This window comes from Paenochrobactrum sp. BZR 201-1 (genome assembly GCF_044987585.2).
Lineage (GTDB): Bacteria > Pseudomonadota > Alphaproteobacteria > Rhizobiales > Rhizobiaceae > Paenochrobactrum > Paenochrobactrum pullorum.
Genome location: NZ_JBJDRZ020000017.1, coordinates 35,350 through 50,231 on the forward strand (window position 1 = coordinate 35,350; position 14,882 = coordinate 50,231).

General features: G+C 49.8%; 15 protein-coding genes. 2 read left to right on the top strand and 13 right to left on the bottom strand.

Features of this window, described 5'->3' with window-relative positions; genetic code table 11:
• Positions 1–90 precede the first annotated feature (90 nt).
• The 13 genes from tilS to ACI0FR_RS10670 all read right to left on the bottom strand — a co-directional run bounded on the left by tilS (position 91) and on the right by ACI0FR_RS10670 (position 12,753).
• Positions 91–1,488 carry a tRNA lysidine(34) synthetase TilS gene (gene tilS / locus ACI0FR_RS10610; protein WP_404907402.1) on the bottom strand — a complete coding sequence of 466 codons (1,398 nt, stop codon included), beginning with the start codon at positions 1,486–1,488 and terminating at the stop codon, positions 91–93.
• A 19-nt stretch (positions 1,489–1,507) separates the two neighbouring features.
• Positions 1,508–2,503, bottom strand: coding sequence for a tol-pal system protein YbgF (ybgF, locus tag ACI0FR_RS10615; protein WP_374832246.1), 996 nt, complete (start codon positions 2,501–2,503; stop codon positions 1,508–1,510).
• A gap of 229 nt (positions 2,504–2,732) precedes the next feature.
• The gene (pal, locus tag ACI0FR_RS10620; protein WP_374832248.1) at positions 2,733–3,227 is read right to left on the bottom strand and encodes a peptidoglycan-associated lipoprotein Pal; all 495 of its coding nucleotides are present in this window, start codon (positions 3,225–3,227) and stop codon (positions 2,733–2,735) included.
• Between the two features lie 356 nt (positions 3,228–3,583).
• Positions 3,584–4,855, bottom strand: a complete 1,272-nt coding sequence (gene tolB / locus ACI0FR_RS10625; protein WP_374832460.1) for a Tol-Pal system beta propeller repeat protein TolB — start codon at positions 4,853–4,855, stop codon at positions 3,584–3,586.
• Positions 4,856–5,014: 159 nt separating this feature from the next.
• Complete coding sequence (locus ACI0FR_RS10630; protein ID WP_374832250.1) at positions 5,015–6,082, bottom strand: cell envelope integrity TolA family protein; 1,068 nt, start codon at positions 6,080–6,082, stop codon at positions 5,015–5,017.
• A 7-nt stretch (positions 6,083–6,089) separates the two neighbouring features.
• On the bottom strand, positions 6,090–6,539 hold the full coding sequence (tolR, locus tag ACI0FR_RS10635) for a protein TolR (RefSeq protein ID WP_374832252.1): 450 nt from the start codon (positions 6,537–6,539) through the stop codon (positions 6,090–6,092).
• Between the two features lie 52 nt (positions 6,540–6,591).
• Positions 6,592–7,302 (bottom strand): protein TolQ, encoded by a 711-nt coding sequence (tolQ, locus tag ACI0FR_RS10640; RefSeq protein WP_374832254.1) that lies wholly within the window; start codon positions 7,300–7,302, stop codon positions 6,592–6,594.
• Positions 7,303–7,730: 428 nt separating this feature from the next.
• The gene (gene ybgC / locus ACI0FR_RS10645; RefSeq protein WP_374832256.1) at positions 7,731–8,201 is read right to left on the bottom strand and encodes a tol-pal system-associated acyl-CoA thioesterase; all 471 of its coding nucleotides are present in this window, start codon (positions 8,199–8,201) and stop codon (positions 7,731–7,733) included.
• A 2-nt stretch (positions 8,202–8,203) separates the two neighbouring features.
• Complete coding sequence (gene ruvB, locus ACI0FR_RS10650) at positions 8,204–9,241, bottom strand: Holliday junction branch migration DNA helicase RuvB (protein WP_374832258.1); 1,038 nt, start codon at positions 9,239–9,241, stop codon at positions 8,204–8,206.
• 40 nt (positions 9,242–9,281) lie between these two features.
• Entirely contained in the window at positions 9,282–9,899 is a 618-nt protein-coding gene (gene ruvA / locus ACI0FR_RS10655) for a Holliday junction branch migration protein RuvA (protein WP_374832260.1), read from the bottom strand.
• A 14-nt stretch (positions 9,900–9,913) separates the two neighbouring features.
• A complete protein-coding gene (gene ruvC, locus ACI0FR_RS10660) occupies positions 9,914–10,429 on the bottom strand; it encodes a crossover junction endodeoxyribonuclease RuvC (RefSeq protein WP_374832262.1) in 516 nt (171 codons plus the stop codon).
• A gap of 94 nt (positions 10,430–10,523) precedes the next feature.
• Positions 10,524–11,030, bottom strand: coding sequence for a protease adaptor protein RcdA (gene rcdA, locus ACI0FR_RS10665; RefSeq protein WP_404907512.1), 507 nt, complete (start codon positions 11,028–11,030; stop codon positions 10,524–10,526).
• A 529-nt stretch (positions 11,031–11,559) separates the two neighbouring features.
• Positions 11,560–12,753, bottom strand: coding sequence for an OpgC family protein (locus ACI0FR_RS10670; protein WP_404907406.1), 1,194 nt, complete (start codon positions 12,751–12,753; stop codon positions 11,560–11,562).
• A gap of 339 nt (positions 12,754–13,092) precedes the next feature.
• On the opposite strand from ACI0FR_RS10670, the gene ACI0FR_RS10675 reads away from it, so the two are divergent.
• Positions 13,093–13,764: a thiamine phosphate synthase gene (locus ACI0FR_RS10675; protein ID WP_374832266.1), complete on the top strand. Its 672-nt coding sequence runs from the start codon at positions 13,093–13,095 to the stop codon at positions 13,762–13,764.
• A gap of 4 nt (positions 13,765–13,768) precedes the next feature.
• Positions 13,769–14,797: a tetratricopeptide repeat protein gene (locus ACI0FR_RS10680; protein WP_374832268.1), complete on the top strand. Its 1,029-nt coding sequence runs from the start codon at positions 13,769–13,771 to the stop codon at positions 14,795–14,797.
• Positions 14,798–14,882: the final 85 nt, after the last annotated feature.

A 14,882-nucleotide genomic window follows, 5' to 3' on the forward strand; every position in this document is an offset into this window, starting at 1 on the left:
ATCGATAACCTCGACGTTCCTGCAATCCGGAACAATATTCAAACAGTAACATAGGGTCGAACAACGGCATTGCCAAGGCAATCTGCACAATCAAAGTCGATTCTTATGAAACTTTCTGCAAATATTTGCGACAGGGTTAAGTTCATCGCCATTGAAGTGTCGATAAAAACGTTCTGCCAGTATAAAATCATGCCCCGTCAACACATTATCCAGCAATGCATAGTGTTTCGAGACGGAAATATCACCCATTTCAACGCCACCCAAACCCAATGCAGGTAAAGCGCACAACTGATTCTTTATATAAAGACCGGGAGAAGAAAAGACTGCAGGCTGGAAAAAATCCTGTCGGTTCAAACCATAGTTCAAGCAAAAAACATGAAAATCTTGCATCCCGACAGGGCCAAGTTTTACCGGTTCATCTGTCTTATTCTCAATCAAATATCGCTGATCCCATAATTCAACAGATTGAGGCTCAACAATAATCACCGGTAAATGACGCTGCTCACGCCAGATGCGATGATGGCGCACACCTGTTTCAATAATGCAACCAGCATAATTCATACGCTTTGATGCCATCTCTGCTGCCAGCATTTGTTTTAAAATGCGATTGCGATCTTGTGTGCGGATCAGAAGATTTCGGCCACCTGTCAGCGCCAGAACAAAACCAATAAAAACCGAAGCTGCTTCTCGCGGCAGCTTAGCCAAAAGCTCCCTGTCAAGCAAAGCTATATCAGGCGCAACCTGTAGCAAAAGCTCGGAATGCTCATCCCAATAATCAACCGCCTGCTGATTAATCTTTTGCCGTTTTTGCACAGCCTGACCGATTAATTCCAGAAAGTGAACATGTTCACTTTCTTTGCAGGTTTGCCTGATGCGCGGTCGCTCATAATGAATGTCTAAATTGGTTGGATCATCAATCCAGCCGATATTTCTGGCTCTCAATTGATCGCGCAAAGCTTCGCGGCGCATATGCAATAAAGGGCGCACCAGCAAAAATTCTTTTGCAAGCAAACTAAAAGCTGCCATACCAGCAAGGCCGCGCATATCCGGCATGCTGCCGTCCATCGTAGCTGTTTGGCGTGATTGGCGCATGATATAAGTTTCTACCTGATCATCCTGACTGTGACCGGTAAAAGTCATCGAAGCGCCAACCTCACGTGCTGCCTCCATCAATAAATGATAACGCATCTCGCGTGCGGCGACGGAAATTCCCGTGACAGGTTTGTCTGCGTTCCAAAGCTTGGTGATATGCCGGATTTTTCGTTCAGCACAAAATTGCGCAACCGCTTGCGCTTCAGCCGCTGATTCTGCCCGCAAATCATGATCAACAGTCACCGCCACCAATTGCGGCACGGCTTGTGTCACTGCTAATTGGTTCAAATAGTCTTGCAACAATACAAGAAGTGCAATTGAATCACTGCCGCCTGAAACAGCTGCAATAATTGCCTTCTCATTTTCCAGATTTAGTTGGTTGCAGATGCTTTCCATAATGGTCACGCAACTGCACTTAACAACCGCTTGCTGCTTTCGCCTTATCTATACTGGCCATAACCGCGGGAGTTGAACTTGGATAACGCGAAGGAATTTGTGCAAATGTAGCGCAAGCTACATCATGATTGCCCATCGCCTGCAAGGTAATGCCAAGCTTTAGCATGTTTTCTGCACCACGCTTCGAATCAGGATAGTCGCGCTGTGTGTCAATAAAAACGCTTGCCGCTTCTGATAAGCGTTTTTGCCCAAGGAGTGCCTCCCCTAACCAATAACGCGCATCTGCTGTCATCGGATCAGCCGGATAGCGATCAATATGGGCGCGAAATCCTGCCTCGGCTGCTTTATAATCGCCGGACAAAATATATTGGTAAGCCGCCTCATAAAGTGCATTGGGATTATCAGCATCCGGTAGAACAATTGATGCCGTTTCCCGACCAAGGCGCGAAGCTTCTTCCGGCACTGATTCCGGCTCTACATCCATTGTCTCGCCGATTACATTGCCATTGGCATCCATGCGGATTGAACCCAATTGGCGTGGAGGTGTACCACTGCCTTGCTGGGAGTGATCAGCACTGGAACCAATAGCCACAGAATCGGCGCTATTTGCATCGGTGGATTTTTCAGAGGTTGACGCGGCATCTTCCGATGCCGCCGCCATGTCTTTTTGTGTGGAAGGAGCAACAGAAGCTGCCTTACTGCCGGATGCACCGCCAGCGTCAGTCTGTTTTTTCTTTTCCAGCTCTTCAAAGCGATATTCGTTATCTTCCTGCTGCTTGCGCATTTGCTCCTGCATTTGCAGAATCTGGAAGTTCAGTTCTTCCAGCTTGCCGGAAAGATCACGCACCTGTTCCTGCAACTGGCTGACGCGCGGATCAGCAGCCTGTGCTAATTGAACAAGACCGTCGCGAACCGGTTCCACCCTCATGCCGGCGCCAGCGGCAAAAACCGGGCTACTGGCCAAAAGCGACAGCATTGCCACCGTGATGGTCATATGTTTGGTCAAAGTTTTCATTCCCTGCTTGCCTCATGCAATGGACTGATTGTTTCAAATTACCGCCAATCACAAAATTAACAGCTCATGAACGGCGATCTTTCATTCCATATCATGAGTAAGTTGAATTCGGCTAAAGTTTGTTAGCCATCGACTTAATCATGTAAAAAATAAAAAAGCGGCTCAAGAGCCGCTTTTTTATCACTCATATTCACATACAACCAGCTGCTTTTACAGCTGACCGTTTAAATTACTGGTTCAGGACAGTAACCGCACGGCGGTTCTGTGACCAGCAAGAGATATCGTCACATGCTGCAACCGGACGTTCTTTACCATAAGAAATGGTACGCATACGGTTGGTTGCTACACCGCGGGAGGCGAGGAAATCACGTGCAGCTGCTGCACGACGCTGACCCAGTGCCAAGTTGTATTCACGAGTGCCGCGTTCATCCGAGTGACCTTCAACGGTGATCGAATATTGTGGGTAACGAGCAAGCCACTGTGCCTGTTTGGTCAGGGTCTGCTGTGCGTCTGCGCGAATAACCGACGAATCCAGATCATAGAAAATGCGGTCGCCAACATTCACCGTGAAGTCCTGCTGGGAACCAGGGGTGGCCACTCCGCCAAGACCAAGGTCACCGGCATTGTTGGGAAGGTTTTTCTTTGATGCGCAACCGGCAACTGCCAGTGTCATGAAAAGAGCCATAATAAGCGGGCTACGGGCTATCGACTGGAAACGGCGCATGGGCCGAAGCTCCTTAAAGTTAATGTTTCAGCGTTAGAGCCCAATAATCATATTGAGGTTAAATTATGCTGAAAAAGTAAGGTTAACATTTTATTACGACTACTTTATCCAGTCGCGCTTCGATCTGCACATGAAGGGTAATTAAGGCAGAAAAACGGCCTGTTTAAAGCAAATACGGCCTTCATTATTCAATAATGTTCGCATTTTAGCAAGCGTTGCATATAAGCCTCAAACGCTTACATGTTCGCAATGGTTAGAAAATAATCGGCACTGTCGTAGACTTTGAGCTTTTTAAAAACGGGGTTAGGCTAAAATTTAAACAAACCCCGCTTTGATTTTTTTAGTTGTGACCGCGACTATTCGAGTAGTGGCGACCATGCCGGATCTGAACCGCCATTCGGGGTCTGGATCTGGCGTTCGTTACGTCCTGTAACGTCGACAGTGTAAAGCTTGGCACCTGCACCACGTGGCTGACGGAAGAACATCAGCACACGACCATTTGGCGACCATGTCGGGCCTTCATTATGGAAACCTGTGGTCAGCAAACGCTCGCCAGAACCATCAGGCTTCATCACACCAATGGAAAACTGGCCGCCCGACTGTTTGGTAAAGGCAATCAGATCGCCGCGTGGTGACCAGACCGGTGTGGAATAGCTACCATTACCAAAGGAAATACGCTGCGGATTGGAACCATCGGCACCCATCACATAAATCTGCTGTCGGCCGCCGCGGTCAGATTCAAATACGATCTTCGAACCATCAGGCGAGTAAGATGCGGAAGTGTCGATCGCCTGTGAATTGGTCAAACGTGTGGTGGTGCGTGAACGCAGATCCATCGTGTAAATATTGGCACTGCCATCATCCTGCAACAAGCTCATGATGACCTTCTGGCCATCGGGCGAGAAGCGCGGGGCAATGGTCATGCCGGGAAAGTTACCAACTACTTCACGCTGACCGGTTTCCAACTGCAACAAATAAACGCGTGGACGATCACCGCTAAAGGACATATAAGTCACTTCCTGACGGTTTGGCGAGAAACGTGGTGTCAGCACCATATCGCGACCGTCGGAAAGATAGCGCACATTCGCACCGTCCTGATCCATAATCGCCAGACGCTTGACGCGCTTGGAAGCAGAGCCGGATTCGTCAATATAAACGATGCGGGTATCGAAATAGCCTTTTTCACCGGTCAGGCGTTCATAAATCGCGTCGGCAATAATATGCGCTACTCGGCGCCAGTTTTCTGGTGTGGTGTAAAACTGCTGGCCGGTGAGCTGCTGTCCGCCAAATGTATCCCAAAGACGAAACTCTGCTTTCAAACGGCCATCCGGCTGTTTGGTGATACGGCCTGTGGCCAGAGCCTGTGCATTGATGACCTTCCAGTCTTCAAAGCGTGGAGCGGCATCCGGGTTGGAAATTTTTTCGATAAAAGCTTTTTTATCGATTGGCAAAAAGAGACCTGATCGCTCCAGATCAGCAGCAATCACTGCCGAAATATTGGCACCCAACTGATCTCCGGAGAGAAAGTCAGTCACAGCAATCGGCAGCGGCTCCACATTACCTTTGTTAATATTGATCTCAACAACCGCGCGTGCCGGCAAAGTCGCGGCCATACTGGCGGTGACCATTACAGCGACAGCTGCAAAGATCGTCCGTATTTTTATCTTCATGATCTTGTTTTTCATGATGACCGGGGCCTCATCTGTCTTATTTCAAAAATCGTTTCAACTGCTCAGTTATTCGCTATCTGCTGCCATTCTTCAAAAACGGCAGCACATTATGCTTACTTAGAACATCTCGCTCGGGTCGAAGTTCACAATCACATCGGCCCATGAATCATATTTATCGCGTGGCAGATTATATGGTGCGCAACGCATCACTGCACGTTTGGCGCTTTCAGCAGCCACTCGCCCGACACCACTATCAGCGCCGCCTGAAGTCACCACAGGTGCCCCTTCAATCTCGCCACTTTCGGTCAGACGCATTTTCACTGTCACGACCAGACCGTGCGCATCGGCCACACCGGCAGGCACGTTCCAGCAACGCTGGATCTGGCCGCGCAATGCATCCATTTCGCTCTGGCTCAGCTTCGAGCCACCAGTGGTCTTTTTAGCACCGAGCGACGCCTGATCGGTTGAGCGTTTAGCACCGCCACCGGCTGCTTTTTCACGGTTCAAAAGGGCTGCCACTTCATCAGCGATTGCGTCTTTTTCCTGTGACGATGCGCTGTTATTTGCAGTCTTCTTAGGTTCCTCAACCGGTTTACGATCCGGTGTTTTGGCAGTCTGTGCCTGCGGTGGCTGCGGCTTGGCCTGAGGGGTCGGCACATTTTCCGGCAGTTTCGGCGTATTGTCGAGCGCGATTTCCGCCTGCTTGTCAATGGCTTCTGCTACCGGATCAGGTTTAACCTCCTGCTTCGGCTCAGGCTTTTGCTGCACTTCAGTGGCTGGCACCGGCTGTGGTTTTGTTTCTGGTGCCGGATCAGGCTTCGGCTCAGGTTTTAGTTCCGGTTTATCGGCAGGTTTAGGTTCGGCTTTTGCCGCATCTGCCGTTTCCACGTTTTTCGGTTTTTCATCTGGTCGTGGCGGCGTTTTCAGATCAATGTCCTGATCACCGACATTTTCAGCCTGATCAACGGCTTGCGGTTTCGTGGTAGGCTTTGGCGCAGAAAATTCTTTCTTAGGTGCTGATTTCTCACCTTGCTGAACCTGCGTAATCGATTCAATCGGCACGATATCGACAGGAAAAGCTTCTGAATCAGAGACGTCAAACGCCCGCGGCGATGAGAATGTAACCAATCCCATACCGATAATTGCAACGTGGATAACCACGGAGGATGTGAGCCCGGCCTTCATGATACCGTCAGCTATCCTGCTCCTGGAGGGTGACCAAGCCGATATTTTTAAAACCGGCGGCGGAAATACGTGCCATGACCTTCATCACGGTGCCGTAATCGGCGGATTTATCACCGCGCACAAAAATTCTCTCATCGTAACCGGTCTTGGAAATTGCCTCCAATTTGGCAACAACTTCATCCATTGCTACTTCAGTTTCCTGCAAATAAATCTCGCCTTTATCATTAACCGAAACAGTGATCGGCTGCGTATCTGCATTCATGGCTTTAGCCTGTGTGTCAGGCAGATCAATAGGCACACCAACCGTCAGCAATGGCGCCGAAATCATGAAGATGATCAACAGCACCAGCATCACGTCAACAAACGGCGTGACGTTGATTTCGCTCATAAGAGCTTTCTTACGTCCGCGCCGGCGGCGCCCGCCTGACATTCCCTGATTACCAACCGACATGCCCATGATTATTTCCTGAACTTCAAATACGTCTTCACATGAAAGCTTTCACAAAACCTCAATTGCGAGGTGTGAGCTTTTCATCAATTTGGCGCGATAGTATGGCAGAAAACTCATCAGCGAAGCCTTCGAGCCTACCGGTGATTTTTGCCGCATCGCCCGACAGTTTATTGTAGGCAATAACCGCCGGAATAGCTGCAAGAAGACCAATAGCTGTTGCAAGCAGCGCTTCAGCAATACCAGGTGCAACAACTGCGAGGTTTGTGTTTTTAGAAGCTGCAATCGCCTGGAACGAGCTCATAATACCAACAACCGTACCGAACAGACCGATAAATGGTGCGGCCGAACCAATGGTTGCCAAAAAGCCCAAGCGGGATTCCAAAATGTCGTTTTCACGCGCCAGCGCCACATCCATGGCTTTATCAATACGCATCTGCAATGCAATTGGGGAACGGGCGCCTTTTTCAAAGGATTTCTTCCACTCCCGCATGGCCGCCATAAAAATTGCGCTCATGCCCGTGGTCGTTCGCTCGCCCAAATTGCGATAAAGCTCTTCCAGTGACTGACCAGACCAGAAAGCCTGCTCAAAACGATCCAGCGCACGGCGCGCGCGGGTGTAGCTGAGGGACTTGTCAATAATGATCGCCCAGGTCCAGACAGAAGCTGCCAGAAGACCAAGCATCACAAATTTTACGACCCAGTTTGCCTGCATAAACAGGCCCCAAAGTGTAACATCAGCAGTGGGAGCTGCGAGCGCTACATTTTCCATAAGTACACCGTCCTCGAATCCAAACGCCCGGCTTTATCTGACCGGGCGGCTCGCAAAATCATCTTCGTTTCATCCCGCATCAAACGGGTGAGAATTCTTTTTGCGCAAACTTTAAACAATCAGTATGCAGTCGCCGCACGCAAAACCAACATCGTCCGCAGCAACTTCTGACCACTGTCGCATCATCACTACAGCCTCACTGACCCATTGCCTTGTTACGGTTAATTTTGGTGAAACGAAGGCGTTACGCAAAAACCTTCATTCCAACCGATTCCGTCAGCATGAATAATGAATTATTATGGTTAAAGATGGGTTACGATTCGCATTAACTTGAAAAAAACCGTGATTTTTGAATCATTTTGACTCTAAAATCGTCGCCTGAAGCCAGCACTTTGCAAGTTTTGCTTATACAGCACCGCGAATTGCGCTTATTGGGATACCAAAAACGCGTCTCGCCATTCTGCCGGAAAGCGGCGCGGCTTGCCCTGTTTCGTAATCATCACCGCTTCAACCAAAGCCGCGCATAACAGCCTGCCCTCGCAAGTGATTTTCTGCTGCATATGAATACGCGCGCCACTAACATCGGCGACTTTGGTTTCAATCAGCAACAGATCATCAATTTTTGCCGGAGATTTAAAGTCAATCTCCATCCGTCGCACAACCCAGACCAGTTCTTCACCCAACGAACCTGCCGCAAGCTCGGTGTGATGCACACCTTTCAAACGCAAGAAGTCGGTACGCCCACGCTCGAAAAATTCCAGATAACGACCATGATAAACCACGCCGGAAAAATCTGTATCGGCATAATAAACCCGTGCCAACAGACGATGCCCGTTTGCATGCAATTCACCGGCAATCGCCTCACTGATTGTTTCACTGGCTGATTTTGTCTCGGTCATGCTTAGTCTTCCTGGAATAGTCCGAATTGCGACTGCGCCATATCCGTTGGTGTCGGCAAGCCCATATGCTCCCAGGCAATATGAGTCAAAACACGACCACGCGGAGTGCGCTGCAAAAAGCCCTGCTGGATCAAATATGGCTCAATAATATCTTCAATCGCATCACGTGGCTCTGACAAACCCGCCGCAATGGTTTCAATACCGACCGGTCCGCCACCAAAATTGCGCGCGATCATATCAAGATAACGGCGGTCAAGCTGGTCGAGCCCGCGCTCATCAACTTCCAAGCGCAACAAAGCTTCATCGGCAATTTTATGGTCGATGACATCCACTTTTGCCACCAGCGCAAAGTCACGCACACGCCGCAACAAACGACCGGCAATACGCGGTGTGCCGCGTGCGCGGCGTGCAATTTCACGCGCGCCATCATCGGCAATCGGCATTTGCATTAAGCGCGCACCACGGCGCACAATATATTCCAGCTCTTCCACCGTATAGAAATTAAGCCGCACCGGAATACCGAAACGATCACGCAAAGGCGTGGTCAACAGCCCTAAACGCGTGGTTGCCGCAACAAGTGTAAACTTGGCGAGATCAATTTTAACCGACCGTGCCGCCGGCCCCTCGCCGATGATCAGATCAAGCTGATAATCTTCCATTGCCGGATAGAGAATTTCTTCAACCGCAGGGCTCAAGCGATGAATTTCGTCAATAAACAAAACATCACGGTCTTCCAGATTGGTCAAAAGTGCTGCCAGATCGCCAGCCTTGGCAATCACTGGCCCCGATGTTGAGCGAAAATTCACGCCAAGCTCTTTCGACATGATTTGTGCCAGCGTCGTTTTACCCAATCCGGGAGGGCCGACAAACAGCACATGGTCAAGTGCTTCGCCACGCACTTTCGCCGCTTCGATAAACACTTTCAAATTGGCACGCGCCGCTGCTTGGCCGACAAAATCGTCAAGCGATTGCGGGCGCATGGCCACGTCAGTGTCCTCACCACGTTTATCCGGCGAAATCAAACGATCTGTATCATCCATACTTAACGCCTTACACGTGAAGTGAAAATCAAATCAACACTCACTGCGACAATTCCTTCAAGCCCAACCGGATCAGTTTGGCCGAATCGGCATCATCACCAACCTGTTTGATGGCTGCCGCCACAGCATTGGCTGCCTGCTCGCGCGAATAGCCAAGATTGGCAAGGGCAGACACCGCATCCCTCACTGCACTGGATGCAACGCCTTCGCCAATTTCTTGTTTCAGTCCCATCGAGCCGGATGCCTCACCTGCAAAAGCCGGCGCTTTATTCTTCAATTCTGTTACCAGACGTTCGGCCACTTTTTTGCCAACCCCCGGTGCACGGCTCAACATCGCCAGATCACGCAGCGCAATCGCATTGGCAAGTTCAGACGGGGTCAAAGCACCAAGAACCGCAAGCGCCACCTTCGCCCCCACCCCTTGCACGCTTTGCAACAAGCGAAACCATTCACGCTCCAAGGCAGTGCCAAAACCAAACAAGCGCAAAGCATCTTCACGCACATAGGTTTCAATCAGCAAAATGGTTGCTTCACCGGTTGAGGGCAGATTGCCCAATGTGCGCGCCGAGCAAAAAACCACATAGCCGACCCCATGCACATCAATGATGGCGTGATCTTCGGCAATTTCATCCACAACGCCCTTAAGCTTGCCAATCATTCAACAATCCTTAATCAAGCGCTTGCGGCTATCCGCAGGCTTCCAATCAGACTTTCACGATGATGCGCATGACAAATGGCAATTGCCAAGGCATCCGCTGCATCGCTTGTATCAAAACGGGCGCGCGGCATTAAAACTTTGACCATCATGTGAATTTGCTGTTTTTCGCCGTGACCAACGCCGATCACCGCCTTTTTAACGGCATTGGGCGCATATTCGGCCACAGGCAATCCGGCCTGCGCCGGTGCCAGCAGCGCAATGCCGCGCGCCTGCCCCAATTTCAAGGTCGCAGTCGCATCTTTATTGACGAATGTATGTTCAACGGCTGCCTCATGCGGGCAATGCTCGTGCAGAACTTTGGCCAAGCCTTCATGCAACTGGCACAAGCGCGAGGCCAGATCGAGCTTTGCATCGGATTTAATCGTGCCGGATGCAATAAAATGCAAAGAATTACCCAGTGACTCGACAATACCCCAACCGGTATTGCGCAAGCCCGGATCAATGCCAATGATGCGAATCGCCTGTTTCATATGTTCACTCTAGCTCTATTGCACTCAGTTAACAGCACAAATGTGAACAAAAGAGAAACAAATTACCGAAGATCGCTCAAACTATCTGAAAATATCAAGAAGCGCCAAAAGCTGTTTTTAATAAAACCAGCTGCTGCGACACCGGATTTTGCTGAGCAGGCGGACGAAAACACAAAAGCTCACCGTAAACTTCCTGATCGATTTTACGCACGCGTTCCTGCAAGCGCAATGAATGCTCGATCAGATCGACAAAACGATCCGGCATTTCGCTCCAGCCCGCAATGCTTTGTTCTGCGGAAGGTGTGTTGAGGCGCAACTTGTTTTTTTCAGCAGTCACTTGAGCGCGCGACATTTCACCATTGCGCGCAGCACGCTGCAATAAAAGCCAGGAAGCGATCTGCATCAACCGGCTGGTCAGTCGCATGGATTCGGAGGCGTAAAGTGCAGCCGCTTCATTGGAAAGACCGCGTGATTCTTCACGACCATCTCCGTCCAGATAGCTTGCCGCCTCTTCCACCAAATCCATACCTTCACGGTAAAACGGCAGAAAAGAATCCGAATAGACTTTGCGATCCGCCAACCGGATTGTATTGCCCGGCAACGATTGATGCAATGATTGCTGCTCTGTGATCACTTTTCCACCATCCCGCGACCTGCTCGCATCAAAAAATGCGCCCAAGCCCATATTTATGAGTGCCCACCAATGTCGACTCAGCATAACCAAACCGTCTGACGGACACGAAAACCAATGTCTGAGCTGCTGTTCGATCATGTTGCGGATGCGGATGAAACCGCTGCAACACGAAACTCCACCACAAACTGCACACTCATACACGGTCGCGCAACAATATGTTTAATTTTGGGTTAATAACCACAGGGAGAGAAATTTTGACGAAAAAAGTAACCAATCGTTAAAAAACGATTCTATTTCGCTAATGCTATGAAAAACATAAAAAAAGAGCCGCATAAGCGGCCCTTGAAGTTTTAACAGGGAGGCGTCAGACAAAGTGGTAAAACCACTTCAGTCAAAATCCGGCCAAACCGGATATCAGTGATTAAACCGCGTTAAGATTAACGGAGGGTTAATTTATTCGTTCATTTTAGCGATTAGTAACATCTGAAAAACATTATCATACCGTTCCGAAGGCAGGCTTTGGGTTTGGCTCTGCATTTAGCTCCGGCTTCACCTTGACAGGCTGCGCCATCGCGGGTGCAGCATTGGTTTTGGCCTTATGCTTCAGTGAAGAGAGCCATTCCAGATAATAGGCAAAAGCAAATTGCGCCACGATACCAGCAGCAATCAGCAGGGTGTCATCCCAAAAACCACCCGGATTAACCAGCTTCATCACCTGCGCCACCATTGCCAGCAAAGTTCCGGCGATAAAGATCGGCAGCGAATGGCGGCCCATAATTGCCAGCGGATGATCATGGGCAGTACGTGCCAGATTGGCGAGCGCCGGAATCGCCGCAAGCAAATAGACGATGGAAAGAATATGCAACAAACGCGGCAATGAAAGGAAAGTCTTGTCGAAACCGGTGAGTACAGCCGGCAGGCCGTAAGACACATCCACGCCCCATAAAGGCCAGCGCACCCAAACCAGCGCCAAAACCAGATAGGCTGCGGCCAACACGATCATCCAGCCGCGCAGCGGAATTTCACCGCCATTACGCACATGGATGGTTCCGGCAATACCGATTGAAAACAGAAACTGCCATGAAAACGGATTAAGAAACCAAACACCATCATTAGGAAAGTTTGGCGGCGCGATATGATAAACACCGGCAGCCAACCAAACAGCACCCGACACAGCCAGCAAAAGCGGCAGACTGATACGCGCCAGAATTAATAAAACAGGCGTCATCAGCAACAATACCCCATACATCGACAGAATATTATTATAGCCAAGCTGGTGACCGAGAATAACCAGACCTGTCATTGCTTCTGCCGGTTTTTCCATCAACGGGCCGATATTGATCTGATTTAAAAATTCAGGGCGCGAGAAAAGGATGGCGGCACCGGCAAAAATCGCAATTGTCACCATAGTGGTCATCATATGCGAAACATAAAGCACACCCGCACGACGCCACATTTTGATACTTAACAGCAAACGATTACCGGAGATGAATTTATTGCCATATGCAAGGGCTACGGCCATACCGGAAATCAGCACAAAGGCTTCGGTCGCGTCGGAAAAACCGAGATTCTTATGCGTAAAATTTTCATAAACTGTGCCGGGCACATGATTGATGAAAATAGTCAGCAATGCCAACGCTCTGAAGACATCAATACGACTGTCCCGTTTTCCGGTAATAGTATTAGTCATATTATCCCTACCCCATCAATTCAAATTGTCATCGTCAGACCGGTGAAACCCACCGTACTTTTTCCACCCGCATCAAAAATCAGAAAGCGTGACGACAATCCGAATATTAATTTCACCTGAAAAAAGCCGTACTGCTTTGCACAACATTGATTATTCAGGTATCGCAGACATATCAGTGACTTTAATATAGCGCAGGATTGGGGCAGTTTAGGGTTTATGAAAATCAACTTTCCTTCCACATTATAACAAAGTGACAACAGACATGATCGGGGCTGTTCAATAGGATTGACTTGCTCTATGCCCGAATTCGATCAAAATTTAAGGATTTAAGCTGGTTCCATGAGTAAAAATAACGCCCCTACCCACCTTATTGAGAACCGCTGTCGTGTTGTTCTGGTGACACCACCATTGAACGACGCTGCCAAACTAACCGCACAGCTGGAACAGGCTTTGTCAGGCGGCGATGTTGCCAGTGTTATTCTCGATACCACCAATGCGGATGAAACACAGTTTCAGGCTTTTGCTGAAAAAACTGTGCCGCTTATTCAAACAGCAGGTGCGGCAGCACTTATTCTCAATGACACCCGTATTGCGGGGCGCGTGGGTGCCGATGGTCTTCATATTGAAGGCAATAAGGAAACCGTTGCCGAAGCCATTGAGCGCTACACACCAAAGCTCATTGTCGGTACCGGCAATTTACGTGATCGCCATTCTTGTTTGGCCATTGGCGAATTGCAGCCTGACTTTGTCTTCTTTGGTAAGATCGGCGCCGACAACAAACCGGATGCCCATCCCCGCAATCTGAGCCTTGGCGAATGGTGGGCGCAAATGGTTGAGATTCCAGCCATTGTGCAGGCAGGCAGCGATTTGCAGAGCATTATTCCCGCCGCAGAAACAGGTGCTGAATTTGTAGCTCTTGGCGCTTGCGTGTTTCAGGCAGACAATCCGGCAGAAGCCGTGGCAGAAGCCAACCGCCTGCTGGATGAACACGCTCCTCAATTTGAGAGCTGATTACATGAAGATATTCGGGTCATTTCTTTTAAGCTTCATCAGTGTCGCGGCAATGGCGGCTGTGCCGTCCCTTGCCGCAGTTGAACCATCAATGCCTGCAAAAACAGCAAAAGCGGACGGAAAAACCCACCGCCCAAATATGCTGCCGCAACCGGCAACCACCGATGAACTGATTGAGATTGATCCGAGCCGCTTTGGTGCGCGTCCTGCTGATCCGGCTTTTGGTGCCTATCAACGCGGGCTTTACCTTACTGCTTTAAGCCTTGCCAAACCCCGTGCAGAAGCCGGTGATGCTGCGGCACAAACACTCCTTGGCGAAATTTATGCCCGCGGGCTGGGCGTACCGGTTGACCCGAAACTGGCAGCCCAATGGTATGGCAAAGCCGCTGCACAAGATAATGTGCATGCACAATTTCAATATGCAGTGCTGCTGCTTGATGGCAAACATGTGAAAGCTGACCGTACACAGGCTGAAGCATTGATGAAAAAGGCAGCAATTGCCGGTAATGCCATGGCGCAATTTAATTATGCGCAAATTCTGATGCAGAATAACCCCGGTGAGAAGGGCATTGAAGCTGCCTATCCGTGGTTCCAAAAAGCCGCACAAAACAATCTGTCGGATGCCGAATATGCTGTTAGCCAGATTTTAGCGAATGGCACCGCTGCTATCAAACAGAATGAAGCAGAAGCGCGCGTTTATTTGTTGCGTGCGGCACAAAAAAACTACGACACGGCCCAGCTTGATCTGGCCACATGGTTGGTGGAAGGACGTGGCGGCGAGCGCGATTTTGATGCAGGCTTCAAATGGATGCTGCAGGCGGCACGCAACGGCAATGTCGCGGCCCAAGCGCGCCTTGCCCGCCTTTATCGTGATGGTCTGGGAACCGATGGCAATACGGTGATGGCAGCGGCTTGGTATTTTGTTGCCCGCCGCTCAGGCCTCACAGCCTTTGATCTTGATTCCATGCTGGATGGCTTGGAAGATGAACAGATTGAACGCGCCCGAACGCTAAGCCAGGGCCTGCGCCAGTAAGCATAAGCCTCTGTGCTGCGTGATTTAAACCCAGCCTTCCAGCACACGAAAAGCGGGGCAAATTGGCTAAAACATGCTTTAAGCT